The sequence below is a fragment of the Microbacterium sp. HJ5 genome (assembly GCF_054824025.1).
In genome coordinates this window covers 40272-62907 of record NZ_JSYE01000029.1, presented here as the reverse complement: position 1 = coordinate 62907, position 22636 = coordinate 40272, and the positions used below count along the sequence as shown (strand labels likewise).

At 71.9% G+C, this 22636-nt stretch carries 19 protein-coding genes; 8 read left to right on the top strand and 11 right to left on the bottom strand.

All coding sequences use genetic code 11. The features are described 5' to 3' along the window. Positions 1 to 5: 5 nt before the first annotated feature. The 4 genes from OB08_RS13580 to OB08_RS13565 all read right to left on the bottom strand — a co-directional run bounded on the left by OB08_RS13580 (position 6) and on the right by OB08_RS13565 (position 5265). A complete protein-coding gene (locus OB08_RS13580) occupies positions 6 to 1346 on the bottom strand; it encodes an ABC transporter substrate-binding protein (protein ID WP_461475593.1) in 1341 nt (446 codons plus the stop codon). A 66-nt stretch (positions 1347 to 1412) separates the two neighbouring features. Further along, the gene (locus OB08_RS13575; protein ID WP_461475591.1) at positions 1413 to 2312 is read right to left on the bottom strand and encodes a carbohydrate ABC transporter permease; all 900 of its coding nucleotides are present in this window, start codon (positions 2310 to 2312) and stop codon (positions 1413 to 1415) included. Then, entirely contained in the window at positions 2309 to 3253 is a 945-nt protein-coding gene (locus OB08_RS13570; RefSeq protein WP_461475589.1) for a carbohydrate ABC transporter permease, read from the bottom strand. The genes OB08_RS13575 and OB08_RS13570 overlap by 4 nt, the downstream gene beginning before the upstream one ends. Next, on the bottom strand, positions 3250 to 5265 hold the full coding sequence (locus OB08_RS13565; protein WP_461475587.1) for a beta-galactosidase: 2016 nt from the start codon (positions 5263 to 5265) through the stop codon (positions 3250 to 3252). The genes OB08_RS13570 and OB08_RS13565 overlap by 4 nt, the downstream gene beginning before the upstream one ends. A gap of 134 nt (positions 5266 to 5399) precedes the next feature. Here OB08_RS13565 and OB08_RS13560 point away from each other — a divergent pair, with 134 nt between their 5' ends. Then, on the top strand, positions 5400 to 6428 hold the full coding sequence (locus tag OB08_RS13560; RefSeq protein WP_461475585.1) for a LacI family DNA-binding transcriptional regulator: 1029 nt from the start codon (positions 5400 to 5402) through the stop codon (positions 6426 to 6428). A 289-nt stretch (positions 6429 to 6717) separates the two neighbouring features. Then, positions 6718 to 7779, top strand: a complete 1062-nt coding sequence (locus OB08_RS13555; protein WP_461475583.1) for an LLM class flavin-dependent oxidoreductase — start codon at positions 6718 to 6720, stop codon at positions 7777 to 7779. Here the strand turns inward: OB08_RS13555 and OB08_RS13550 are convergent. The 4 genes from OB08_RS13550 to pheA all read right to left on the bottom strand — a co-directional run bounded on the left by OB08_RS13550 (position 7772) and on the right by pheA (position 12075). Beyond that, positions 7772 to 8866, bottom strand: a complete 1095-nt coding sequence (locus OB08_RS13550; RefSeq protein WP_461475581.1) for a methyltransferase domain-containing protein — start codon at positions 8864 to 8866, stop codon at positions 7772 to 7774. The two genes, OB08_RS13555 and OB08_RS13550, sit on opposite strands and share 8 nt — an antisense overlap. 129 nt (positions 8867 to 8995) lie before the next feature. Continuing rightward, on the bottom strand, positions 8996 to 10600 hold the full coding sequence (locus OB08_RS13545; protein ID WP_461475579.1) for a LuxR C-terminal-related transcriptional regulator: 1605 nt from the start codon (positions 10598 to 10600) through the stop codon (positions 8996 to 8998). A 78-nt stretch (positions 10601 to 10678) separates the two neighbouring features. After that, on the bottom strand, positions 10679 to 11119 hold the full coding sequence (locus OB08_RS13540; RefSeq protein ID WP_461475578.1) for a pyridoxamine 5'-phosphate oxidase family protein: 441 nt from the start codon (positions 11117 to 11119) through the stop codon (positions 10679 to 10681). Beyond that, positions 11116 to 12075 (bottom strand): prephenate dehydratase, encoded by a 960-nt coding sequence (gene pheA, locus OB08_RS13535; RefSeq protein WP_461475576.1) that lies wholly within the window; start codon positions 12073 to 12075, stop codon positions 11116 to 11118. The genes OB08_RS13540 and pheA overlap by 4 nt, the downstream gene beginning before the upstream one ends. A 157-nt stretch (positions 12076 to 12232) precedes the next feature. On the opposite strand from pheA, the gene pgm reads away from it, so the two are divergent. Continuing rightward, on the top strand, positions 12233 to 13876 hold the full coding sequence (pgm, locus tag OB08_RS13530) for a phosphoglucomutase (alpha-D-glucose-1,6-bisphosphate-dependent) (RefSeq protein ID WP_461475574.1): 1644 nt from the start codon (positions 12233 to 12235) through the stop codon (positions 13874 to 13876). Positions 13877 to 13999: 123 nt separating this feature from the next. After that, the gene (locus OB08_RS13525) at positions 14000 to 15037 is read left to right on the top strand and encodes a LacI family DNA-binding transcriptional regulator (RefSeq protein WP_461475572.1); all 1038 of its coding nucleotides are present in this window, start codon (positions 14000 to 14002) and stop codon (positions 15035 to 15037) included. A 9-nt stretch (positions 15038 to 15046) separates the two neighbouring features. Here OB08_RS13525 and OB08_RS13520 read toward each other — a convergent pair whose 3' ends face one another. Together OB08_RS13520 and OB08_RS13515 are read right to left on the bottom strand one after the other, a co-directional pair. Continuing rightward, positions 15047 to 16165: a glycerate kinase gene (locus OB08_RS13520; protein ID WP_461475570.1), complete on the bottom strand. Its 1119-nt coding sequence runs from the start codon at positions 16163 to 16165 to the stop codon at positions 15047 to 15049. 21 nt (positions 16166 to 16186) lie between these two features. After that, the gene (locus tag OB08_RS13515; RefSeq protein ID WP_461475621.1) at positions 16187 to 17170 is read right to left on the bottom strand and encodes a LacI family DNA-binding transcriptional regulator; all 984 of its coding nucleotides are present in this window, start codon (positions 17168 to 17170) and stop codon (positions 16187 to 16189) included. 103 nt (positions 17171 to 17273) lie between these two features. Here OB08_RS13515 and galT point away from each other — a divergent pair, with 103 nt between their 5' ends. The 3 genes from galT to OB08_RS13500 all read left to right on the top strand — a co-directional run bounded on the left by galT (position 17274) and on the right by OB08_RS13500 (position 20582). Further along, a complete protein-coding gene (gene galT, locus OB08_RS13510) occupies positions 17274 to 18449 on the top strand; it encodes a galactose-1-phosphate uridylyltransferase (RefSeq protein ID WP_461475619.1) in 1176 nt (391 codons plus the stop codon). Next, entirely contained in the window at positions 18446 to 19633 is a 1188-nt protein-coding gene (gene galK / locus OB08_RS13505; RefSeq protein ID WP_461475568.1) for a galactokinase, read from the top strand. The genes galT and galK overlap by 4 nt, the downstream gene beginning before the upstream one ends. Before the next feature lie 112 nt (positions 19634 to 19745). Then, entirely contained in the window at positions 19746 to 20582 is an 837-nt protein-coding gene (locus OB08_RS13500) for an alpha/beta fold hydrolase (RefSeq protein ID WP_461475566.1), read from the top strand. Between the two features lie 9 nt (positions 20583 to 20591). Here the strand turns inward: OB08_RS13500 and OB08_RS13495 are convergent, their stop codons facing one another. Continuing rightward, positions 20592 to 21017: an MmcQ/YjbR family DNA-binding protein gene (locus OB08_RS13495; RefSeq protein ID WP_461475564.1), complete on the bottom strand. Its 426-nt coding sequence runs from the start codon at positions 21015 to 21017 to the stop codon at positions 20592 to 20594. A gap of 164 nt (positions 21018 to 21181) precedes the next feature. Here OB08_RS13495 and OB08_RS13490 point away from each other — a divergent pair, with 164 nt between their 5' ends. Beyond that, on the top strand, positions 21182 to 22537 hold the full coding sequence (locus OB08_RS13490; RefSeq protein WP_461475562.1) for a D-alanyl-D-alanine carboxypeptidase family protein: 1356 nt from the start codon (positions 21182 to 21184) through the stop codon (positions 22535 to 22537). Positions 22538 to 22636: the final 99 nt, after the last annotated feature.

The window sequence follows — 22636 nt, the reverse complement described above, 5'->3', positions numbered from 1 at the left end:
GGACTCTACTCCGCGACCGGGATCGACTGCGCCTTGAGCGTCGCGATGGTGGCCTCCTGGCCGGCTTCGAGCGCCTCGAGCAGCGTGCCCTGACCCGTGACCGCCTTCTGGAAGCCGTCCGAGACGTCGGCGTAGGTCTGCGTCATGGTCGGGCCCCACACGAAGTCGGGGTTGACCTGCTGCGCAGCCTCGGCGAAGACGTCGTAGATCTTCTGGCCGCCGTAGAACTCGACGCCCTCCTGGAGCGACGGCAGCTGCAGACCGGCCGTCGTGGCGGGGTAGATGTTCGCCGACTGGTTGAGGGCGGTGAGCGCCTCGTCCGACGTGTTCAGCCACAGGGCGAACTTGCTCGCCTCGTAGAGGTGGTCCGTGCCCTTGAACACTGCGATGGACGAACCACCCCAGTTTCCGGCGCTGGCGCCGCCGTCCTCCCACTGCGGGGACGGAGCGACCGACCAGTTGCCGGCGGTGTCGGGAGCGCCGGACGAGATGGAGTTCGCGCCCCACACGGCCGAGTTCCAGGTCCAGACCTCGCCCGAGTTGTAGGCGTTGTTCCACTCCTCGGTCCAGGCCGGGTAGGTGGCGACGAGGTCCTCGTCGAGGAGCTCCTGCCAGTATTCCGCGACCTGCGTCGACGCCTCGCCGGTCAGGTCGACCGTCCACTCCTCGCCGTCGTTGGTGAACCAGTCGCCGTTGTCCTGCCAGACGAAGCCCGCGAACTGGTTGATGTCGGCGGTGGAGAAGTTGGTGATGTAGCCGCCGGCTGCACGGACGGCCTTGGCGGCCTCCTTGTACTCCTCCCACGTGGTGGGAACCTCGATGCCGTTCTGCTCGAACAGGTCGGAGCGGTAGAACAGCGCCATGGGGCCGGAGTCCTGCGGCACGCCGTACACGCCGTCGGTGCCGAGCGTGACCTGACCCCAGGTCCACGGGATGAACTGCTCTTCGGCGGCGACGACGTCCTCGCACGCCGAGAGGTCCTCGAGGCCGTCCTGCACGCGGAAGCTCGCGAGCGCGTCGTACTCGATCTGACCCAGGTCGGGGGCGTTGCCGGCCTCGAGCTGGCTGAAGAAGCTCTGGTACGTTCCGCCGTTGCCGTTCGGGCCGGTCTGCACCTCGACCTGGATGTCGGGGTTCTCCTCGTTCCAGATCGCGACGACGTCCTCGATGCCGGGGATCCACGAGGTGAAGTCGAGCGTGACGCTCTCCTCGGAGGGAGCGCAGGCCGTGGCATCCGCGCCCCCGCCGTTGTCGGTGGAGCCCGAGCCGCCGCCGGCGCATCCGGCGAGGGTGAGCGCGCTGAGCAGTGCGACGCCTGTGACGACTGCCCTCTTCTTGTGCTGCATGATCTTCCTTACTGATCGGGTGATGGGATTACAGGGATGCCTCGGGGCGAGCCCTCCGGCGGGGAGTCACTTCACGGAGCCGGTGCCGAGTCCGTTGCGCCAGAAGCGCTGAAGCAGCAGGAACGCGATGATGAGCGGCACGATCGACAGGAACGAGCCGACGAGGACGTAGGTGCGCAGCTCGGGGATCTGGTTGAGCTGCGTGTTCCACGAGTAGAGGCCGTACGTCACGGGGAACAGCTCCTGGCTGCGCAGCATGATGAGCGGCAGGAAGAAGTTGTTCCAGATGGAGACGAACTGGAAGAGGAACACCGTGATGAGGGCCGGCATCATGAGCCGGACCGAAACGGTGAAGAAGGTGCGCACCTCGCCGGCGCCGTCGATGCGGCCCGCCTCGATCAGCTCGTCCGGCACGCTCGCCGCCGCGTAGATGCGGCTGAGGTACACGCCGAACGGGCTGACGATGCTCGGAAGCAGCACCGCCCAGAACGTGTTCGTCAGGTTGACCTGGCTGAACAGGAGGAAGAGCGGCAGGGCGAGCGCGGTGGCGGGCACGAGCACGCCGCCGAGGACGACGTTGAAGAAGACCTCGCGTCCGCGGAACCGGTACTTCGCGAGGGCGTAGCCGCACATGCCGGCGACGACCGTGGCGAGGAGAGCGCCGATGCCGGCGTAGCCGAGGCTGTTGACCAGCCAGCGCAGGTAGATGCCGTTGTTGTACGTCAGCAGGTCGCCCACGTTCGCGAAGAAGTTCCAGTCCGAGAACCAGAGCGCGTTCGTGGTGAGCAGGTCGCCGCGGTCCTTCGTGGAGGCGATGAACAGCCACCAGATCGGCACCAGGAAGTAGAGCGTGAACACGCCCATGACGATCAGGGCGGCACCGCGCGAGAGGACGCTCTCCTTCGGCCCCCGCGAGGGACGCAGGTCGTCGGCGGTCGCGCCACGGGTACGGGTGAGGAGGCTCATGACTCGGACGCCTTCCGCTGCGTGATCTTCAGGAACGCGAACGACAGGGCGAAGGTCGCGATCGCCAGCACCACCGAGAAGGCCGCGGCCAGGTGCGAGTTGGGGATGGAGTTGGTCGCGTAGATCGTCATGTTCGGCGTGTACGTGCTCGAGACGGCCGCGGTGAACGAGCGGAACACCTGCGGCTCGGCGAGCAGCTGCAGCGTGCCGATGATCGAGAAGACCGCGGTCAGGATGAGCGCCGGCGCGACCATCGGGATCTTGATCGACCACGCGATGCGGATCTGGCCGGCACCGTCGAGGCGGGCAGCCTCGTACACCTCCGACGGAATGGCGAGGAGCGCCGAGTAGATGATCAGCATGTTGTAGCCGACGAACACCCAGGTGACGACGTTCGCGATCGACCACAGCACCAGCTGCGGCGAGAGGAAGTCGATCGTCTGCGTGACCTGGGTGAAGGGCGACAGGTTCGGCGAGTAGAGGAAGCCCCACATGATCGCCGCGATGACGCCCGGAACCGCGTAGGGCGCAAAGAACGCGAGGCGGAAGAACTTCTTCCCCTTGAGCACCGGCGAGTCGAGCAGCAGTGCGAACAGGAGCGCGAGACCGAGCATGATCGGCACCTGCACGACGCCGAACAGCAGGACCCGTCCGACCGACTCCCAGAACGGCGCGTTCTGGAAGACCAGCGCGTACTGCGCGAGCCCGCCGAACACCTCCTGCGGCTCGCCGTAGATGCCGTCGCGCTCGACCACCAGCAGCGACTGCCACACGGCGTAGCCGATGGGGATCAGGTAGAAGAGCAGGAAGAGCACGCCGAACGGACCCGTGAAGATCGCGATCGCGCCCTTGTGCGGGGTGTGACGGCGTCTCTCGCCGTCGGGCCGCGCGCTGCGGGCCTTGCGGCCGCCTCGCGTGACGAGGACTTCCGTGGCGGTCATGCGGCCGCCTCCTCTCTGATGATGCGCACGGCGCCTGCGGGGACCTCGATGTCTCCGCTCGCCGGCATCCCGGTGATGAGTTCGAATCCGGATGCCTCGGCCACGGCCGCGGTCACCCCGTGGTTGACGACGAACAGGTACGAGGCATCCGCTCCTCGACGACGGACGATCTCGAGCGTGCCGCCGCCTCCGCGCACCACGGCGGCCGGGCGGACGCCGGCATCGGCCGCGACGCGCGCGAGGAGGTCGCGGTAGTCGCCCTCCTCGAGCAGGGTCGCGAGGTACCACGCGGCGCCGTCGCCCCACGCGTTGCGCGTGACGGCGGGGCTTCCTGCCGAGGGTCCGTCGGTGAAGGATGCCTCGACCTCGGCCGTCGTCACGCGGGCGCGCTCCGACCACAGGGTGGACGTCGCGCCGGTGCTGAGCGTGAGGGTCTCGCCCGCGGCGATCGGCGCGAACTCCTCGACCCGGACGCCGAGCGCGTCGCGGAACGGGCCGGTGTAGCCGCCGGTCCAGACGCGGTCGTCCTCGTCGACGGTGCCGCTGTAGAAGGTGACGACGGCGGTGCCGCCAGCCGCGATCCAGTCGGTGATGACGGATGCCTCCCCGGCACGCACCAGGTGCAGGCCGGGCACGACGACCAGGCGGTAGTCCGACAGGTCGGCGCCCGGCGCGACGACGTCGACCGTCAGGCCGAGGGCGTGAAGCGCGCGGTAGGCCGCGTGGATCTGATCGAGGTAGCCGAGCGACTGGCTGGGCCGCGACTCGGTCTGCGTCGCCCACCACGCCTCCCACGAGAAGACGAGCGCGACCTGGGCCTCGACGCGCGAGCCCGCCACCTCGCCGATGCGGTCGACGATGCCGCCGAGCTCGACCACCTCGCGCCACACGGCGGAGTCGGTTCCGGCGTGGGGAAGCATCGCGGAGTGGAACTTCTCACTGCCCTGCACCGATGCCCGCCACTGGAAGAAGCACACCCCGTCGGCGCCGCGGGCGACGTGGGTGAGCGAGTTGCGGATGATCTCGCCGCCCGCCTTCGGCTTGTTGAGGGGCTGCCAGTTCACGGCACCGGTCGAGTGCTCCATCAGCAGCCACGGCGCGCCCTGGCCGAGGCCGCGCGAGAGGTCGGCGACGAACGCGAGCTCGGCCGTCGGGTCGCCGAGGCGGTGATCGAGGTAGTGGTCGTTGGCGACGATGTCCATGTCGCCCGCCCACGACCAGTAGTCGAGGTTCTCGATGTGCGCGGTGACCATGAAGTTCGTGGTGATCGGCATCGGGCTGAGCGGACGGATGACCTCGGCCTCGGCGCGGTAGTACGAGATGAGCTCGTCCGAGCTGAACCGGTGGAAGTCGAGCATCTGCCCGGGGTTGCGGGTCGACAGCGTCGCGCGCGGCGGCAGGATCTCGTCCCAGTCGCCGTAGGTCTGACTCCAGAAGGCGGTCCCCCACGCGGCGTTGAGCGCATCGAGCGTGGCGTGCTTCTCGCGCAGCCAGCGACGGAAGGATGCCGCGCTCTCGTCGCAGAAGCAGAGGGCGTTGTGGCACCCGAGCTCGTTCGACACGTGCCAGAGGGCGACGGCCGGGTGATCGCCGTACCGGCGGGCTACGGCCTCGACGAGGCGCAGGGCGGCGGCGCGGAACACCGGCGAGCTCGGGCAGAAGGCCTGCCGCCCGCCGGGGAAGCGGCGCGTGCCGTCCTCGGCCATCGGCAGGACCTCAGGGTGCGCGCGGGTCAGCCACGCCGGCGGCGAGGAGGTGCCCGTGCCGAGGTTCACGCGGATGCCCGCGGCGTGCAGCCGGCCGATGATGTCGTCGAGCGCGCGGAAGTCGTACTCGCCCTGCCGCGGCTCGAGGTGCGACCACCCGAAGATGTTGATCGCCACGAGGTCGACGCCTGCCTCGCCCATCAGAGCGATGTCCTCGTCCCACACGTCGGGCGTCCACTGTTCGGGGTTGTAGTCGCAACCGAACGCGATGCCGTCGTGCTCGAAGGGGCGGGCGGGGGCCGTCATGTTCTCCTCGAATCTGTGAACGTGCACAGATTCGAGCGGTTTCCTCCGCGTCGAGGTTCTGTGAACGTGTACAGAGTATGCACGCTCGACCCCTCTGTCAACATTCCCGCATCGAGTGTGCTCGTGCACATACGATGGTCCGCGTGGAGACCACAGGCCGACGACGACGCGCGACCGTGAAGGATGTCGCGACCGAAGCGGGCGTTTCCCGGGGCACGGTGAGCCGCGTCCTCAACGGCCAGCGATACGTGTCGGACGAGGCGCGCGCGGCGATCGACGCGGCGATCGAGAAGGTCGGCTTCGTGCCCAATCGCGCCGCCCGGAGCCTCGTCATGCAGAGCTCGCAGGCGATCGGCCTCATCGTCCACGAGCCGCATTCGCTGTTCGTCGAGGACCCGAACATCGGGTCGATCCTGCTCGGGGCGAACGCGGCTCTCTCCGAGGCCGACTACCAGCTCTCCTTCCTCATCGCCGATTCGCCCCGCGACATCGAGCGTCTGGCCCGCTATCTCAGCGGCGGGCTCATCGACGGCGTGATCATCGTCTCGGCGCGCGTCGGCGACCCCATCACGAAGGCCGTCGCGGATCTTGGCCTCCCCGCCGCTTTCGTGGGGCACCCGCGCGACATCGGCGACGCCGCTTACGTCGCGATCGACAACCGCGGCGCCGCCCGCGACATCACGGCCCGCCTGGCGGCGACCGGGCGCGGGCGCATCGGGATGATCGCCTCGGCCCTCGACCGCGACTCCGGCTCGGACCGCCTGGCCGGCTTCGTCGACGCCCTCGGCAACCGGTTCGACCCGCAGCTCGTCGAGCGGGTGCCGCTGTACTCGTACTCCGACGGACAGGCCGGCATGCGGGCCCTGCTCGACCGCGCGCCCGAGATCGACGGGGTGTTCGCCTCGAGCGACGCCGTCGCCGCCGGCGCGATGGACGTGCTGCAGGCGGCGGGGCGCAGCATCCCGCACGACGTCGGTGTCGTCGGCTTCGACGACAGCTCGTGGGCGCTGCGGTGCGATCCCCCGCTCTCGACCGTGCACCAGCCCGCGACCGAGCTCGGGCGAGCCGCCGCCGAGTCGGTGCTGCGTCAGCTGCGGGGCGAGGACCCCGAGACGGGCGGCCGGGTGCTGGAGTGCCCGGTGGTCTGGCGCGCCTCCGCCTGACCCGGCGCCCTTGTACCGATCGACCCGGTCGCATGCGACACGCCGCGGCGGGGGCGGCGGACGCCGGTTCCTCCTGCGAACGGTACGCCGACTCGGGACCTCTCGGGCACCAACTCCGCCTGACCGGGCCGACACGCCGCCGACACGCCGCGCGCCGCCGCGCTCAGGCGGAGTTCGTGTCCGATGCGCCGTCCGGACTGCCGCCGCAACGACGGCTGCTTATCCATGTGCACGTTCACAGGCCCGCGTGTTCGGAATGCCCGCACACGGGCCGGGGTTGCAGTCCACGATGAGCACTGCGACCCCGGCCCTGTCCGTCCTCGACCTCGTGCCGGTGCGCGCCGGCCAGACCAGCGCCCAGGCGGTCGCGGCATCCCTCGCCCTCGTCGCGCGCGCCGACGAGCTCGGGTTCCGGCGCTACTGGTTCGCCGAGCACCACAACATGCCCGCCGTCGCCTCGACGACGCCGCCCGTGCTGGCGGCGGCCGCGGCGGCCCGCACGTCGCGCATCCGGCTCGGATCCGGCGGCGTGATGCTGCCCAACCACTCCCCGCTCGTCGTGGCCGAGCAGTTCGCGGCGCTCGAGGCTCTCGCGCCGGGTCGGATCGACCTCGGCCTGGGTCGCGCGCCGGGCTCGGATCCGGTGATCACGCAGCTTCTGCGCCAGAGCGGCACGGCGAGCGACGTCGAGCGGTTCCCCGACCACGTGCGCGACATCGTGTCGCTCGTCTCGCCCGACGGGGCGAGCGTGCGCTTCACGTCGGGCGGGACCTACGACGTGCACGCGACCCCGGCTGCGGCGACCGTGCCCGAGGTGTGGCTGCTCGGGTCGAGCGACTACTCGGCCCAGCTCGCCGCCGCCGTCGGCCTGCCCTACGTGTTCGCGAACCACTTCTCGGGGCAGGGTCTCGAACGCGCCCTCGACCTGTACCGCTCGGCGTACCAGCCGAGCGAGGCGCACCCCGAGCCGCGCACGTTCCTGACCGCGAATGTCCTCGCCGCGCCGTCCGCCGACGAGGCCGAGGCCCGCGCCCTGCCCAACCTGCGCATGACCGCGCGCCTGCGCACCAACCAGCCGCTCACCCCGCTCGAGACGGTCGAGCAGTCCATCGCCGGCGCGGCCGACTTCGACGGGCTCGGCGACTCGTTCATGGCGTCCGCCCGCGCGAACTGGTTCGTCGGCACGCCCGATGCCGTCGCGGCCGACCTGCGGGCGTTCGCCGCGCAGCACGGGGTCGACGAGGTCATGATCTCGCCGATCGCGGGATCGTACGAGAACGAGCCGATGGATGCCGCGCCCGGCCGCGTGCAGACCCTCGAGCTGCTCGCGGCCGAGCTCGGCCTCACCTGACGAGCGAGTAGAAGCGGAAGAAGCCGAAGGCCTCGATCGGCAGGATCTCGAGGTCCGCGAAGCCCGCCGCCTGCGCGTAGTCGCGGAGCGTGTCGGGTCGCATCACCGTGCCGGTGCCCACACTCGGCTGGTGCGACAGCCCGTCGGGAAGGCAGCACAGGAGGCTGAAGCCGTACATAAGCCTCTCGAGCTCGTCGCCCGGCGCGGCGAGGCGCTCGCCCACAGCCTCGTCCATGATCACGACCGGCCCGTCGGGCACGGCGAGCCGCATCGCCGCCAGGACGTCCATCGGCCGGGGCATGTCGTGGATGCACTCGAACGCGAACGCGGCGTCGAAGGGGCCGTGCACCGCGAGTCCGTCGCCGTCGGCGTTGTGGAAGCGCACGCGGTCGGCGACGCCCGCCTCGGCGGCGTTCGCCCGTGCCATCTGGATCGAGGGCTCGTCGATGTCGAAGCCGTCCACCCGGAGGCCGGGATATGCCTGCGCGAGAGCGATCGACGACCAGCCGGCGCCCATCCCCACGTCGGCGATGCGAGCGCCGGGTCGCGTGAGGACCGACTGGAGGCCTTCGACGCGGGCGAAGGCCGACGGCAGCTCGCCGAACCAGGGCCGGTTGAGATCGGCCTGGGCCTCGCGCGCATCGGCGCCGAGTCGTTCCCAGCTCACGCCACCGCCGTGACGGTAGGCCTCGAGCAACTCAGGAAGAGCCCCTCCGGCCGCCGCGAAGAGCCTCGACATCGGCCCCATGTAATTGAGGCTGGAGGTATCGGTCAGGACCTCGGCCGCGCCGCTCGGGAGCGAGTACCGGTTGCGCTCTGCGTGTCCGCCGGCGTCGGCGTCGAGCACGAGCACGCCGGAGACGGCCTGCTGCTCCAGCCACTCGCGTGCGTAGCGCGGCTGGGTGCCCGTGCGGTCGGCCAGCTCGGTCGCCGTGGCGGGACCGTCGTCGGCGAGGCTGCGGTACCAGCCCAGACGGTCGCCCAGATACGCGGACAGGATGTCGATGCAGCCGAGCACGGACCCCAGCATCCGCTCGGCGAACTCCTCGGCGGTCGCGGTTCTCTCGGTGGGCTGGACGGTGGTCATCGGACGTTCCCTTCGGTTCGTGGGCGATACCCGCGGCGGGCTCGCACGTCAGACGCTAGAGGTGCACCCGCGCCCGCCGAATCGGGAGAATCATGCAGATCGGCGGGCGAGCGGCTGCATGATCCGCGGTCAGGTGCGCTGCGCGTGCCACCAGGCGGCTGCGGCCGTGCGGGTGCCGACGCCGATCTTGAGATACACGTTCGCGAGGTGACGGCCGACCGTCTTCTCGCTGATGAAGAGGCGCTGCGCGACCTCCCTGTTGCCGGAACCCTCGGCCACCAGCGCGAGCACCTCGCGCTCGCGGGGCGTGAGCGGTCCGTGCGTCGGCGCGGTGGGGGCGGAGTCCTCCTCCTCGACGCCGAGCCGGACCAGGATGCTGCGCGCCTCCGATCCTGCGACCGTCGCGGCCGCGGCATCCCCCGACTGCTCATACGCTCCGGCCTCGAGAAGCAGCACCCGCGCGAGCTCGTACGGCTGCCGATCGGAACGGAAGAACGCCTCGGCCCGCCGCAGTGCCGCGATCGCCGTCGCGTCGTCCCCTGCGGCGAGCGCCCGCATGCCGTCGGCGTGCGCGGACCACGCCGCGAAGCCCTCGCTGCCGAAGCGCACGGCCGCATCCTGCAGCTCACGGGCGGCGGCATCGGCGCCGTCGCGATCGCCGCACGCGAGCGCGGTCTCGACCACCGCGCGCAGCAGCCGGACGCGCGCGACGGCATCGCGTCCCGCGAGCGAGATCGACAGCATCGAGCGGGCGTCGGCGGCGCGCCCCTCCGCGACGAGCAGGAGCGCCTCGCCGGGCTGGGGGTCGATGGCCGACGCGCGGGCGAGCGCGAACGCCTCCCGCGCCCCGGCCGCATCGCCTCGGCGGCGGCGCAGCTCGCCGAGCTGATAGAAGCCCTCTCCCGCCACCCAGGGGTTGCCGCCCGCGAGGTCCTCGCACTCGCGTGAGATCGCCGCCTCGGCATCGGTCCACTCGCCGCGGGCGCTGCGCAGTTCGATGCGATGAACGCGGCAGATGCCGGTGTAGATGGCCTCGCTCCCGAACTGCCGGCACCACTGCTCGGTCGCACGCGTCCATGCCTCCATGCGCCGGAAATCGGCCAGCTCGTGACAGACGTGGATGATCGTGCAGTAGATGTCTCCGGCCCACTCGGCCGCGAGGTGACCGGCCAGCACCGGGAGCATCGCCTCATCGAGGAGCGCGAACCCCCTCGCCGAGTCACCGCTGCGCAAGACGGCGAGTCCTCGCACCGCGAGCGCGAGCGACTCGACCGCGGGATCCGGGAACCGGCGCGCCAGGTCGGCCAGCCGGTCGACCTCGTCGTGCCACGAGGTTTCGCCGCTCACCAGCGCGAACGTCGCATCGAGGTAGGCGAGGTATGCGTGGGCGACGTCGTCGGGCAGGTCGTCGAGCAGGCGCCTCGCGCGGTGCACCCAGGCTGACCCGATCGTGAGGTCGCCGCGGGTGATCCACAGCATCGCGAGCTGGAGCGCCGTCATCGCCGCCTCGGACGACCGGCCGCTGTCGAAGAATGCGCGGAAGGCCTCCTCGGCGAGAGCCAGCGACTCGGGCACGCGGCCGAGCCACCAGGCCGAGCGTGCCATGGCCGTCACGTCCGCGGCATCGAGCGGCGCGATCGCGCGGGCGGCGCTCAGCTGCGCCAGCGCGGCGTCCCACTCCGCGGCCGCGTAGGCGCGGCGGCCGGCGGCGAGGGCGCCCGGGTGGTCGAGCATGCTTCAGGGTACTGCCGTCGCCCGGCGCGCTGCGGCTCGGTCCCCGCTGCGGCTCGGTCCCCGCTGCGGCGTGGGTACCTACCAGGCGATGAGCTTGAGCGGGGTGACCTCGATCAGGACGGAGTACTTGTCGGCCATCGTCTCGGTGGTGAGGTCGAGCCGCCGGAGCCAGGCGTCGTACTTCGCGGTGTACTCATCGGCTATGCGCGGCAGCCAGGCGGTCGACGGCTCTGGCGAGATGGTCGCGGTGCCCCGCAGCACCGTCAGCTGCTCGCCGTCGTGACCGGCCTCGAGGTGCAGCAGCGCCCGGTCGTTCACGCGGAGGTTGCGGACCTTCGCGGTCGCAGGCTCGCTCATGATGAGCGCGCGCCCGTCGCGCCACAGGAACCAGATCGGCACGGCGTGCGGAAAGCCGTCGCGGCCGACCGTCCCGAGCCACGCGACCTGCTCGCCCTCGAGCCGCGCGAGGGCGCGGGCGTGGACGTCGTTCGCGGGGTCGAAGGCGAACGGCTCGCTCATGCCTCGTCGGGCTCTCCGCTGAGGAGGCCGCGCAGCCAGTCGCGGGCCTCGACGAACACGTCGTCGGAATACCGTTCGGGGTAGTGCACCACGGCGCGGTCGGCCCGGGGGTACGAGCCGAGGAAGACGACTTTCGGGCTGAAGCGCCGCAGGCCGAGCAGCGCGTCGGCCATGCGCTCGTCCTCGATGTGGCCGTCGGCGTCGATGACGAAGCGGTACCGGCCGAGCGCATCGCCGATGGGGCGCGACGCGAGGAGTGAGAGGTTGATGCCGCGCGTCGCGAACTGCTCGAGCATCTCGAGCAGCGCGCCGGGGTGGTCGTCGGGCAGCTCGGCGATGAGGGAGGTCTTGTCGGCGCCCGTCGGTGGCGGCGGCGCCACCGTCCTGCTCACCAGCACGAACCGCGTGACCGCGTTGGGGTTGTCGCCGATCGCCGAGGCGAGCAGTTCGAGGTCGTGGTGCTCGAGGATCCCGGGAGGGGCGATCGCGGCATCCGCGTCGCTCGATCCGTCGATGAGGCTCATCGCGCTGGCCACGTTGCTCGCCGCCGGGATGTGCGCGTGCGCGGGCAGCGTGCGCGACAGCCACTGCAGGCACTGCGCGTAGGCGACCGGGTGCGCGGCGACGACCGAGACGTCGTCGAGCTTCGCACCCGGGCGGCCGACGAGCACGAACTCGACCGGCACGAGGTACTCGCCGACGATGCGGAGGCCGGGGACCGTGGCCAGGGCGTCCTGCGCGGTCGACACCCCGCCGTCGACGGAGTTCTCGATCGCGATCATCGCCGCGTCGGACCGCCCCTCGACGACGTCGGCCAGCGCCTCGCCGACGTTGCGGACCGGACGCCACTCCTGAGCGCGCGCCTCGGGCACCTGCGAGAGCGCCGCCTCGGTGAACGTGCCGGCGGGCCCGAGGTAGCTGTACGTGCGGCGGACGGGAGCAGCCTCGGAAGTCACGGGTGCCAGCCTAGCCACGTGCACAACTCCTCAGGACTTCGGAGTCGTCATCCGCATGCCCACCCTTCCGCGATCCATGCGGAGTTGTGCACGGGGTCCGCCGGACATCGAACGTCAAGTCCGTGCGCCCCGTCGCCGGGACGGGCAGACTGGACCCATGAGTCGAGCAGGACAGCCCGCCGAAGCATCCGACCTCATCGACATCGATGAGCTGATCTCCGCCTATTACGACATCGCGCCCGATCCCGCCGTACCCGAGCAGCGGGTCGCCTTCGGCACCAGCGGCCACCGCGGGTCGTCGCTGTCGGCGAGCTTCAACGAGGTGCACATCCTCGCGACCACGCAGGCAATCGTCGACTACCGCCGCGCGCAGGGGATCGAGGGCCCGCTCTTCCTCGGCCGCGACACCCACGGCCTGTCGCTCCCCGCCGAGCGCAGCGCGATCGAGGTGCTCGTCGCGAACGGTGTCGAGGTGCGGGTCGACTCCCGCGACTCCTGGGTCCCGACGCCGGCGCTGAGCCACGCGATCCTCGCCTACAACAAGGGGCGGGATGCCGCCGACCCGGGCCGCGCCGACGGCATCGTCGTGACGCCCAGCCACAACCCGCCACGCGACGGCGGCTTCAAGTACAACCCGCCCAACGGCGGACCGGCCGACACCGACGCGACCGGCTGGATCGCCGACCGGGCGAACGAGCTCATCACGGCGGGGCTCGAGGGCATCGCGCGCACGCCGTTCGCCGACATCGACGGCGATGCGCTGGGCGACTACGACTTCCGCGACGCCTACGTGCGCGACCTGGCGAGCATCATCGACGTCGACGCGATCCGGTCGGCCGGCGTGCGCATCGGCGCCGACCCGCTGGGCGGCGCATCGGTCGAGTACTGGGCGCTCATCGCCGAGGTGCACGGCCTCGACCTCACTGTGGTCAACCCCGACGTCGACCCGACGTGGAGGTTCATGACGCTCGACTGGGACGAGAAGATCCGCATGGATCCGTCCTCGCCGTCGGCCATGGCCTCGCTCGTGGGGCGGCGCGCCGAGTACGACGTCCTCACCGGCAACGACGCTGATGCCGACCGGCACGGCATCGTCACGCCCGACGCAGGCCTCATGAACCCCAACCACTACCTCGCGGTCGCGATCGACTACCTCTACTCGCACCGTCCGGATTGGCCGGCGGATGCCGCGATCGGCAAGACCCTGGTGTCGTCGATGATCATCGACCGCGTCGCCGAGTCGCTCGGTCGCCGGCTGCTCGAGGTGCCCGTCGGCTTCAAGTGGTTCGTCCCCGGACTTCTCGACGGCTCGGTCGCGTTCGGCGGCGAGGAGTCGGCCGGCGCGTCGTTCCTGCGCAAGGACGGCACGGTGTGGACGACGGACAAGGACGGCATCCTGCTCTGCCTGCTGGCTGCCGAGATCCTCGCGGTGACGGGCAAGACGCCGTCGCAGCGCTACGCGGAGCTCGAGGCCGAGTTCGGCGCGTCGGCGTATCAGCGCGTGGATGCGCCGGCGAGCCCCGCGCAGAAGGCGGCGCTCGGAAAGCTCGCCCCCGAGGCGGTCTCGGCGACCGAGCTCGCCGGCGAGCCCATCACCGCCAAGCTCTCGCACGCCCCCGGCAACGGCGCGGCGATCGGCGGCCTCAAGGTGCAGACCGAGCACGCGTGGTTCGCGGCGCGCCCGTCGGGCACCGAGGACGTCTACAAGCTCTACGCCGAGTCGCTGCGCGGTCCCGAGCACCTCGCCGAGGTGCAGGCCGAGGCCCGCGCGGTCGTGACGGAGGCCGTCGGCGGGGCGTGACGCCCGACCTCGCGATCACCAGGCGCGCGCGGCCTCCCACACCCGCGCGACGGGCCGATGCTACCGCGTGATGGGGACGCGCGTCAGGGCCGCGAACCGGACAAAGGTCCTAGAATCAGCCTCGTGAGCGAGACGCACGCGCCTGCCCGAGGCGCAGCAACACTGCATGACGTCGCGCGCGAGGCCGGCGTGTCGCTGGCGACCGCCTCCCGCGTGCTCAACGGATCGACCCGCAAGGTGGCCGAGAGCTACCGCGAGCGGGTCGAGGCCGCGGCCGAGACCCTCGGCTACACCGCCAACCTGTCCGCACAGGCGACCGCGCGAGGATCATCGGCGGTCATCGCCCTGCTCGTCGCCGACATCGCCGACCCGTCCTTCGGGCAGCTGGCCGCCGGGGTGGTCCGCGGCGCCGACGAGGCCGGTCTGACCGTGACGGTCGCCGTGACCGCGCGGGATCCGCAGCGCGAGGTGCGCATCGTGCGCGCCCTTCGCGGGCAGAGACCGCGCGGACTCATCCTGGCCGCCTCGAGGACGGACGGACCGGAGGCCGCGCGACTCGAAGCCGAGCTCGAGGCGTTCGCGGGCATGGGGGGCCAAGTGGTCCTCCTCGACCGCGGCGACCCCGCACGGCGCTCGGTGGGTTTCGACAACACTGTCGGAGCCGAGGCTCTGGGCGCGGAGCTCGCCGGCATCGGCTACCGCGACGCCGTGATCGTCGGCGCGGCCGAGGGTGTCCGCACGTCCGACGACCGCATCGACGGCTTCACCGAGGGGTTCACCCGCGGCGGCGGGAGCATCCGCGAGGTCCGCCGCGGCGGCGTCAGCCGCGATTCCGGCTACGAAGCCACCCGGCAGCTGCTCTCCGAAGGGCTTCCCTCGGGAACGCTCGTCTTCGGCGTCAACGACCTGCTGGCCATCGGAGTCGCCTCGGCGCTGCGGGACGCCGGGCGCACCGTGGGGGCCGACATCGCCGTCGCCGGCTTCGACGACATCCCCAACGGCCGAGACATCGGCCCGGGGCTGACGACGGTGCGCGCCCCGCTCGACGAGCTCGGCTATCGCGCGCTGCGCGCGGTGGTCGAGAAGGAGTGGGATGCCGCGGCCGAGACGCCGCTGCCCCTCGAGGTCATCGTCCGCGGGAGCACTCCCCCTCGCACGTGAACCCGCGACTCAGCCGAGCGCTGACGCGAGGGCGGATCCCGCGGCGGCCAGCCAGCGCGCCGGGTCGGCCATCGCCGCGCCCGGCGAGCCCGCGAGGTCGGTGAGCGACGCGGTCGCGGCGAACGCCGAGACGTCGGTGCCCCCGGCGATCCGGCCGGCGACCAGCGCGACGGGCACCTCCCGTGCTGCGGCGACCGCACCGACGTGCGCGGGCACCTTGCCCGCCGCCGACTGCGCGTCGTAGGAGCCCTCGCCCGTGATGACGACGGAGGCCTCGCCCACCGCCGCCGCGAGGCCGACGAGCTCGGCGACCGCCGCCGAGCCGGGCACGAGGGTCGCGCCCCACGCGAGGAGCGCGAACCCCGCGCCCCCGGCGGCGCCCGCGCCGGCGGTGGTGGGGTCGGCGGGAAGGAGCCCGGCCAGTCGCCCCAGCCCGGCATCGAGGGCGATCACCCCATCGGGCGACGTGCCCTTCTGCGGCCCGAAGACGGCCGCCGCACCCCACGCCCCGAGCAGGGGGTTGGTGACGTCGCTCAGCACGGTGACCCCGCCGGGCGGGAGCGGCGGGAGCCCGGAGAGGTCTGCGCGGGCGAGACGGGCGAGGCCCCGCCCGCCCTCCGCGATCGGCCGATGCTCGGCGTCCGTGAAGCGGGCGCCGAGCGCGGTGAGCAGGCCGGTGCCTCCGTCGGTCGACGCGCTCGAGCCGATGCCGAGAACGAGCCGCGAGACGCCGTGGGCGAGAGCAGCGGCGACGGCCTCGCCGAAGCCGCGCGTTCCGGCATCGAGAGGCCGGAGGCGCGCAGGGGTGCCCAGCAACTCGATCCCGCTCGTGCCGGCCAGCTCGACGACGGCGGTGCCGCGCGGTGCGCTCCCGTCCGGGGGCAGCAGGAGCCAGGATGCCTCGACCGGCGTGCCCTCGGGCCCGGTCACGGTGACGGGCATGCGGGTGGCGGCGGGGACCGCCGTCGCGAACGCGTCGAGCGTGCCCTCGCCGCCGTCGGCCATGGGCAGGAGGCGCACGCGGTCGTGCGGACGCACGCGGTGCCACCCCTCGCCGAGGGCGGCCGCCGCGTCGGCGGCGCCGATGGTGCCCTTGAACGAGTCCGGCGCGATCACGACGGTGTGCATGCGGACATTCTCCTCGGGTGGTCAGGCCGGCCGGGGCGCCGTGCTCTCGCGCACGCGCAGGGCCGTAGGTACGAGGACGAAGCCGGCCTCGCCGTCTTCGATGCCCGCGATGAGCGTGGCGACGGCGACCTCGCCGAGACGGTCGAAGTCCTGACCCACGGTGGTCAGGGGCGGTCGGTAGTCGGCGGCGTCGGCGATGTCGTCGAACCCGACGACGCTGACGTCGCCGGGGATGCGCAGACCCGCGTCCGCCAACCCGCGGACCACGCCGAGCGCGGTCTGGTCGTTCGCGGCGAAGACGGCGGTCATGCCGGGCTGCTCGAGCAGGCGAGCGGCGGCCGCGTGACCGGATGCCGCGGTCCAGTCCCCGGGCATGGTCGGCGGTGCGTCGACTCCGGCTGCCGCGAGCGCCGCGCGCCAGCCGTTCTCGCGCTCGGATGCCGCGAACGACCCCGCAGGACCGGTGACGTGGTGCACAGTCCGGTGACCGAGCGACAGCAGGTGCTCGGTCGCCGCGCGGGCGCCGGCGGCGTGGTCGGACTGGACGATGCCGAATCGACGGTCCGAGCCGGCGCCGGGCGGCGCGTCGACGACCACGAGGCCGAGGCCGGCAGGGGCGGGCGTCTCGCTCGCGGCCGCGGTCGCCTCGTTGAGCACCACGACCCCGTCGACGCCCTGCTCGCTCAGCCGCTCGAAGGCGGCTCCGACGTCGGGGTGGGCGCCGAGCGTGACGACGGTGAGGGCGTAGCCGCGTGCGGCCGCGGCATCCGCCACCGCCTGCAGCATGCGCGAGTTGCCCACGGTCGCCAGCGTGGACACGAGCAGGCCGATCGTCTGCGTGCGACCGGTGCGCAGGGCGCGGGCGGCGCGGTGGGGGCGGTAGCCCAGCTGCGTCATCGCCGCCTCGACGCGCGCACGGGTACCGGGATCGACCCGCGGGCTGCCGTTCACGACCCGCGAGACCGTCTGCCCCGAGACGCCGGCCACGGCGGCGACGTCGGCCATCGACACCCGTCGTTGCATGACCCACCCTCCGCTCGCGCATAACTCCTGCAGCCTGCTCGATGTTGACGTTACCACGGCCCCTTGCTACCGTGTTGACGTGAACATGCCGGAGTTGCGCCCCACCGCCGAGACCCTCGGAGCGGGCGTCGTGAAACGATCGACCCGCCTCGCCGACGGACGCGAGCTGATCTACTACGACGACCCCGGCACATCGCTGGCCGCCGAGCGCGCGATCGACACGCGCGACCTCGGCGCGCGACCCGAGACGGCGACCATGCGTCGCGACGTCCTTACCGGCGACTGGGTCTCCGTGGCCGCCGCGCGCCAGAACCGCGCGTTCCTCCCGCCCGCCGAGCTCGACCCGCTGGCCCCGCAGACGCCCACCAATCCCTCGGAGATCCCGTCGCTCTACGACGTCGCGGTCTTCGAGAACAAGTCGCCGTCCTTCGGCCCCGCCCTCGCCGTCGCCCACGGCGAGGCGCCCGCGGGCGTCGACGCGCCCCGCGATCTCGACGACCTGCTCGCCCCGGGCCTCGGCCGCACGCGCACCTCGGTCGGACGCTGCGAGGTCGTGTGCTTCAGCCCCGAGCACTCGGGATCCTTCGGCACGCAGAGCGTCACCCGCGCCCGCACCGTCATCGAAGCCTGGGCCGACCGCACGGCCGCGCTGTCGGGACTGCCCGGCATCGAGCAGGTGTTCCCGTTCGAGAACCGCGGCGAGGCGATCGGCGTCACCCTGCCGCACCCGCACGGGCAGATCTACGCCTACCCGTACATCACCCCGCGCACGTCGACCCTGCTCGCCTCGATCGACCGCGAGGGCGCCGACCTGTTCGACCGGATCCTCGACTTCGAGCGCGCGTCCGACCGAGTGATCCTCGAGGGCGAGCACTGGACCGCCTTCGTGCCGTTCGCCGCGCGCTGGCCCCTCGAGGTGCACCTCCTCCCCCACCGCCACGTGCCCGACCTCGCCCAGACGACCGACGTCGAGCGCGACGAGCTCGCTCCTCTGTACCTGCGACTCCTGCGTGGAGTGGATGCGCTGTACGACTCCCCCACGCCGTACATCGCCGCGTGGCACCAGGCACCGGTGAACCGCGGGCGCGACGCCGTGCGGCTCAACCTGCAGCTCACCTCGCCCCGCCGCGCCGTCGACAAGCTGAAGTTCCTCGCCGGATCCGAAGCCGCCATGGGCGCCTGGATCGGCGACGTCTCCCCCGAGACCGCCGCAGAACGCCTCCGCGAAGCGGTCGGCTCGATCAGCGCGGAGGCCCTGTGACCACGCCCGACACCGCCGGCTCCGCCCGCGACCTCTTCCGCCGGAGCTACGGCGCCGAACCCGTCGGCACCTGGTCCGCGCCCGGCCGCGCCAACCTCATCGGCGAGCACACCGACTACAACGACGGCTTCGTCCTGCCCTTCGCGATCCAGCACCGCACCCACGTGGCGCTCGCACCGCGGGGCGACGGGATCATCCGCGTCGTCTCGACCTTCGACGACTCGGCCGTCGAGGTGCCGCTGTCCGACCTCGACGCACTCTTCCCGACGCGACGCGACGAGGTCGTCGAGTGGGCGCGCTACCCGCTCGGGGTCGCGTGGGCGCTGCTCGCGGCATCGGGCACGCCGGCGGACGAGGTCGCCGGCGTCGACCTGGCCTTCGCGTCGGGCGTGCCGGTGGGCGCGGGCCTCTCATCGTCGGCCGCCATCGAGGGCGCGACCGCGGTCGCTCTGGCCGAGAACTGGGGACTCGAGCTCGACCGCGTCGCGCTCGCCCAGGCCGGCCGACGCGCCGAGAACGAAGCCGTCGGCGCCCCCACCGGGATCATGGACCAGATGGCGTCGATGCTCGGCCGCGCCGACGCCGCGATCTTCCTCGACTGCCGCTCGCTCGACACCCGGGTGGTCGACCTCGGGTTCGAGGCCGCAGGTCTCGACCTCGTCGTGATCGACACGCGCGTCTCCCACTCGCACTCCACGGGCGGTTACGGCGACCGCCGGGCCGCGTGCGAGCGGGGCGCCGCCATCATGGGCGTGCCCGCCCTTCGCGACCTCTCGGTCGCCGACCTCGCGCGCGCGGCCGAGCTCATGGACGACGTCACGTTCCGCCGCGTCCGCCATGTCGTCACCGAGGATCAGCGCGTGCTCGCCACCGTGCGACTGCTGAGCGAGGAGGGTCCCGCGGCCATCGGCGACCTGCTCGTGGCATCGCACGCGTCGATGCGCGACGACTTCGAGATCTCGGTCCCCGAGCTCGACACCGCCGTCGACACGGCGCTGGCCGCCGGTGCCATCGGTGCGCGCATGACCGGCGGCGGCTTCGGCGGCGCCGCCATCGCGCTCATCGCCCGCGACCGGGTGGAGCGGCTCACCGATGCGGTGACCGCCGCGTTCGCGGCATCCGGCTTCGCTCGCCCCTCGATCTTCACCGTCACCCCGTCAGCAGGCGCCGCCCGCGACGCCTGACCCGCGAGTTCACCGCCCCGTCCTCGTCAACCCCTGGCGATGACGGATGCCTCGCCCTACGTTCGAACGTGGGCCGTGGCATCCGCTCGCCTCGGCACGGAAGGAGCGACACGTGGCGTACATCACCGTCGGAACCGAGAACTCGGCCGACATCGAGCTCTACTACACCGATCAGGGCGAGGGCCAGCCGGTCGTGCTGATCCATGGCTTCCCGTTGAACGGCGAGTCGTGGGGCAAGCAGCAGGCGGCGCTCCTCGACGCCGGCTATCGCGTGATCGCCTACGACCGGCGCGGCTTCGGCGCCTCGTCGAAGGCGGGCTCGGGGTACGACTACGACACCTTCGCCGCCGACCTGCACGCCCTCATGGAGGATCTCGATCTGAAGGATGCCGTCCTCGTCGGCTTCTCGATGGGCACCGGCGAGATCGCGCGCTACCTCTCCCGCTACGGCAGCTCGCGTGTGGCGAAGGCGGCGTTCCTCGGCTCGCTCGAGCCCTACCTGCTCGTGACCGACGACAACCCCGACGGCGCCGGGCCGCAGGACTTCTTCGACGGCATCGCCGCGTCGGTGCGCGAGGACCGCTACGCCTTCATCGCCGGGTTCTTCAAGGACTTCTACAACCTCGACGACAACCTCGGCTCGCGCATCTCGCAGGAGGCGCTGGACGCGAGCGTGCAGGTCGCGAACCAGGCGAGCAACGCCGGCATCTCTGCGGCGCCGCTGACGTGGCCGACGGACTTCCGTGGCGACATCGGCTCGGTCGACGTGCCGACGCTGATCCTGCACGGCACGGCCGACAACATCCTGCCGATCGACGCGACCGCGCGCCGGTTCCGCACGATGCTTCCCGACGCGACGTACGTCGAGATCGAGGGCGCACCGCACGGTCTGCTGTGGACCCACGGCGCCGAGGTCAACGAGGCGCTGCTCGCGTTCCTGCGGACCTGACAGCGGTCGTCATGGCGCGTCGGCCGGCACCTGCGGGTGCCCGGCCGGCGCGATCACGTCGTCGTACTCGCGTCGCAGATACCTCGGCGCCCGCACGCGCCAGGCCTCGGTCACGAGTTCGGCGAGGTGGTCGTCGTCGATCGACGCCATGCGGAACGCGACCTTGGGCTCGTTCCACGCCGTGGTCGTGCGCAGGAACACGTCGGGCGCCATCTCGGTGAGGGCCAGCGCGTCGACCCGGTCGCCGACCTTCACGCCGACGACCAGCTCGCGGGCGATGATCTCGCGCATGTCTTCGGGGATGCTCGGCCACGGGTGGCACTCCCACGCGTACAGCTTGCCGCGCACGAACCACGCCGCGCCGCCGCTCGTCGCGCGCTCCTCGCTGCCGGGAAGACCGCTCGCCGTGCGGCGGATGTCGTCGAGGGTGGCCACGGGATGAGCGTATGCCCGGGGCCCGACATCGGATGCGGCGGCGGCTTCACGCTCAGGCCGGATGGGATGGCGGGGATGGTACTCGACGGCGGTGCGGGAAAGCGGTTATCCACAGTCGGCAGAGGGTCCCGCGTCTGCGGCACGGGTCGTGGCAGGGTGTCCACATGACGACGCAGCGGGAGTCGCCCGATGAGCTGGCCGAGTTCACCGAGCTCCTGCAGCACGAGGAGGAGTTCCCCTCCTCCCGCTCGCAGGTCGACCCCGTGCTGCGCCGGCGCCGACGACGACGCGCGCTGCTCGTCTCCGTCATCGTGATCGCGCTCATCGTCGGGGTCGTCGGCGGGTACACCGGCTGGGCGCTGACCGCCCCGCTGCCCGCACCCGACGCGTCATCGCACCAGCCGCCCGTCCCGGCCGGGGCGCCCGCCGACCTCGCCCTGCCCGTCGAGGGCGCCGCGGCGATCAGCGTCTCCGGCGCCGACGAGTATCTCGGCGACCAGGCGAGCGGCATCTGGGCGACGGCCGGCTCGGGCGATCCCCGCCCCATCGCCAGCCTCACCAAGCTCATCACCGCGCTGGTCATCCTCGACGCCAAGCCGCTCGCGGGTCCGGCCGATCCCGGACCGACGATCACCTTCACCAAGGCCGCCCACGACCTCTACGACAAGTACTACGTCCTCGGCGCGACGATCGTGTCGATGCCCACCGGCAGCTCCATGTCGCAGCGCGACGCGCTGGCGACGATGCTCGTGCCGTCGGCGAGCAACTACGCCGAGGCGGTGTCGACGTGGGCTTTCGGGTCTCAGTGGGCGTTCCTCGAAGCGACCCGCCGATGGCTCGCCGAGCACGGGCTCACGGGCACGACGGTCGTCGAGCCGACCGGCATCAGCCCGCAGAACACCAGCACCCCCGCCGACCTCATGGCGCTCGCCAGGCTGGCTGCGGCAGACCCCGTGATCGCCGACCTCGTGGGCAAGTCCTCGGTCCGTGTGCCCGGCCACAACCCGTTCGCGAACACGAACACCCTCCTCGGGACCAGCGGCGTCACCGGCCTCAAGACGGGCAACCTGGGCGCCGGCACCTACAACCTGCTCTACACGGCGTCGCTCGACGTGGGCCTGGGCGAACCGCTGAGCGTCGTCGGAGTGATGCTCGGCGGCTCGTCGCGGCAGTCGGTCAACACCGACGTGCTGCTGCTCCTCGACTCCATCCGGGCGGGTTTCCACGAGATCCCCGTCGCGACGCGCGGCCAGGAGCTCGGCACCTACACGACTCCGTGGGGCTCCAGCGCCCGCCTCGTCGTGGCCGGCGACGCGTCGATCTTCACGTGGTCCGACACCCCCATCACCGTCGAGATGGAGACCACCACCCCGAAGAAGTATGCCGACGGCGAGGATGTCGGCACTCTCACGTGGACCGCCGGCCCCCGCACCGAGACGGTCGCCGTCGAGCTGCGCGGCGACATCACTCCGCCGACGGACTGGTGGCGACTCACCCATCCGGCAGAGCTCGGCGGGTAGAACCGACCTCGGGCGCAGACGGTGCGTGGGCCGGGCGCGCGCTGGGCGCGGTTTGGAGCGCAGACGACGGATGCCTCGACCCGCACGACGGGGCGAGGC

What these genes read in the sequence shown, in the direction of transcription:
- OB08_RS13580 (WP_461475593.1), bottom strand. Translation starts at nt 1,346, where the DNA reads ATGCAGCACAAGAAGAGGGCAGTCGTCACAGGCGTCGCACTGCTCAGC.
- OB08_RS13575 (WP_461475591.1), bottom strand. Translation starts at nt 2,312, where the DNA reads ATGAGCCTCCTCACCCGTACCCGTGGCGCGACCGCCGACGACCTGCGT.
- OB08_RS13570 (WP_461475589.1), bottom strand. Translation starts at nt 3,253, where the DNA reads ATGACCGCCACGGAAGTCCTCGTCACGCGAGGCGGCCGCAAGGCCCGC.
- OB08_RS13565 (WP_461475587.1), bottom strand. Translation starts at nt 5,265, where the DNA reads ATGACGGCCCCCGCCCGCCCCTTCGAGCACGACGGCATCGCGTTCGGT.
- OB08_RS13560 (WP_461475585.1), top strand. Translation starts at nt 5,400, where the DNA reads ATGGTCCGCGTGGAGACCACAGGCCGACGACGACGCGCGACCGTGAAG.
- OB08_RS13555 (WP_461475583.1), top strand. Translation starts at nt 6,718, where the DNA reads ATGAGCACTGCGACCCCGGCCCTGTCCGTCCTCGACCTCGTGCCGGTG.
- OB08_RS13550 (WP_461475581.1), bottom strand. Translation starts at nt 8,866, where the DNA reads ATGACCACCGTCCAGCCCACCGAGAGAACCGCGACCGCCGAGGAGTTC.
- OB08_RS13545 (WP_461475579.1), bottom strand. Translation starts at nt 10,600, where the DNA reads ATGCTCGACCACCCGGGCGCCCTCGCCGCCGGCCGCCGCGCCTACGCG.
- OB08_RS13540 (WP_461475578.1), bottom strand. Translation starts at nt 11,119, where the DNA reads ATGAGCGAGCCGTTCGCCTTCGACCCCGCGAACGACGTCCACGCCCGC.
- pgm (WP_461475574.1), top strand. Translation starts at nt 12,233, where the DNA reads ATGAGTCGAGCAGGACAGCCCGCCGAAGCATCCGACCTCATCGACATC.
- OB08_RS13520 (WP_461475570.1), bottom strand. Translation starts at nt 16,165, where the DNA reads ATGCACACCGTCGTGATCGCGCCGGACTCGTTCAAGGGCACCATCGGC.
- OB08_RS13515 (WP_461475621.1), bottom strand. Translation starts at nt 17,170, where the DNA reads ATGGCCGACGTCGCCGCCGTGGCCGGCGTCTCGGGGCAGACGGTCTCG.
- galT (WP_461475619.1), top strand. Translation starts at nt 17,274, where the DNA reads ATGCCGGAGTTGCGCCCCACCGCCGAGACCCTCGGAGCGGGCGTCGTG.
- OB08_RS13490 (WP_461475562.1), top strand. Translation starts at nt 21,182, where the DNA reads ATGACGACGCAGCGGGAGTCGCCCGATGAGCTGGCCGAGTTCACCGAG.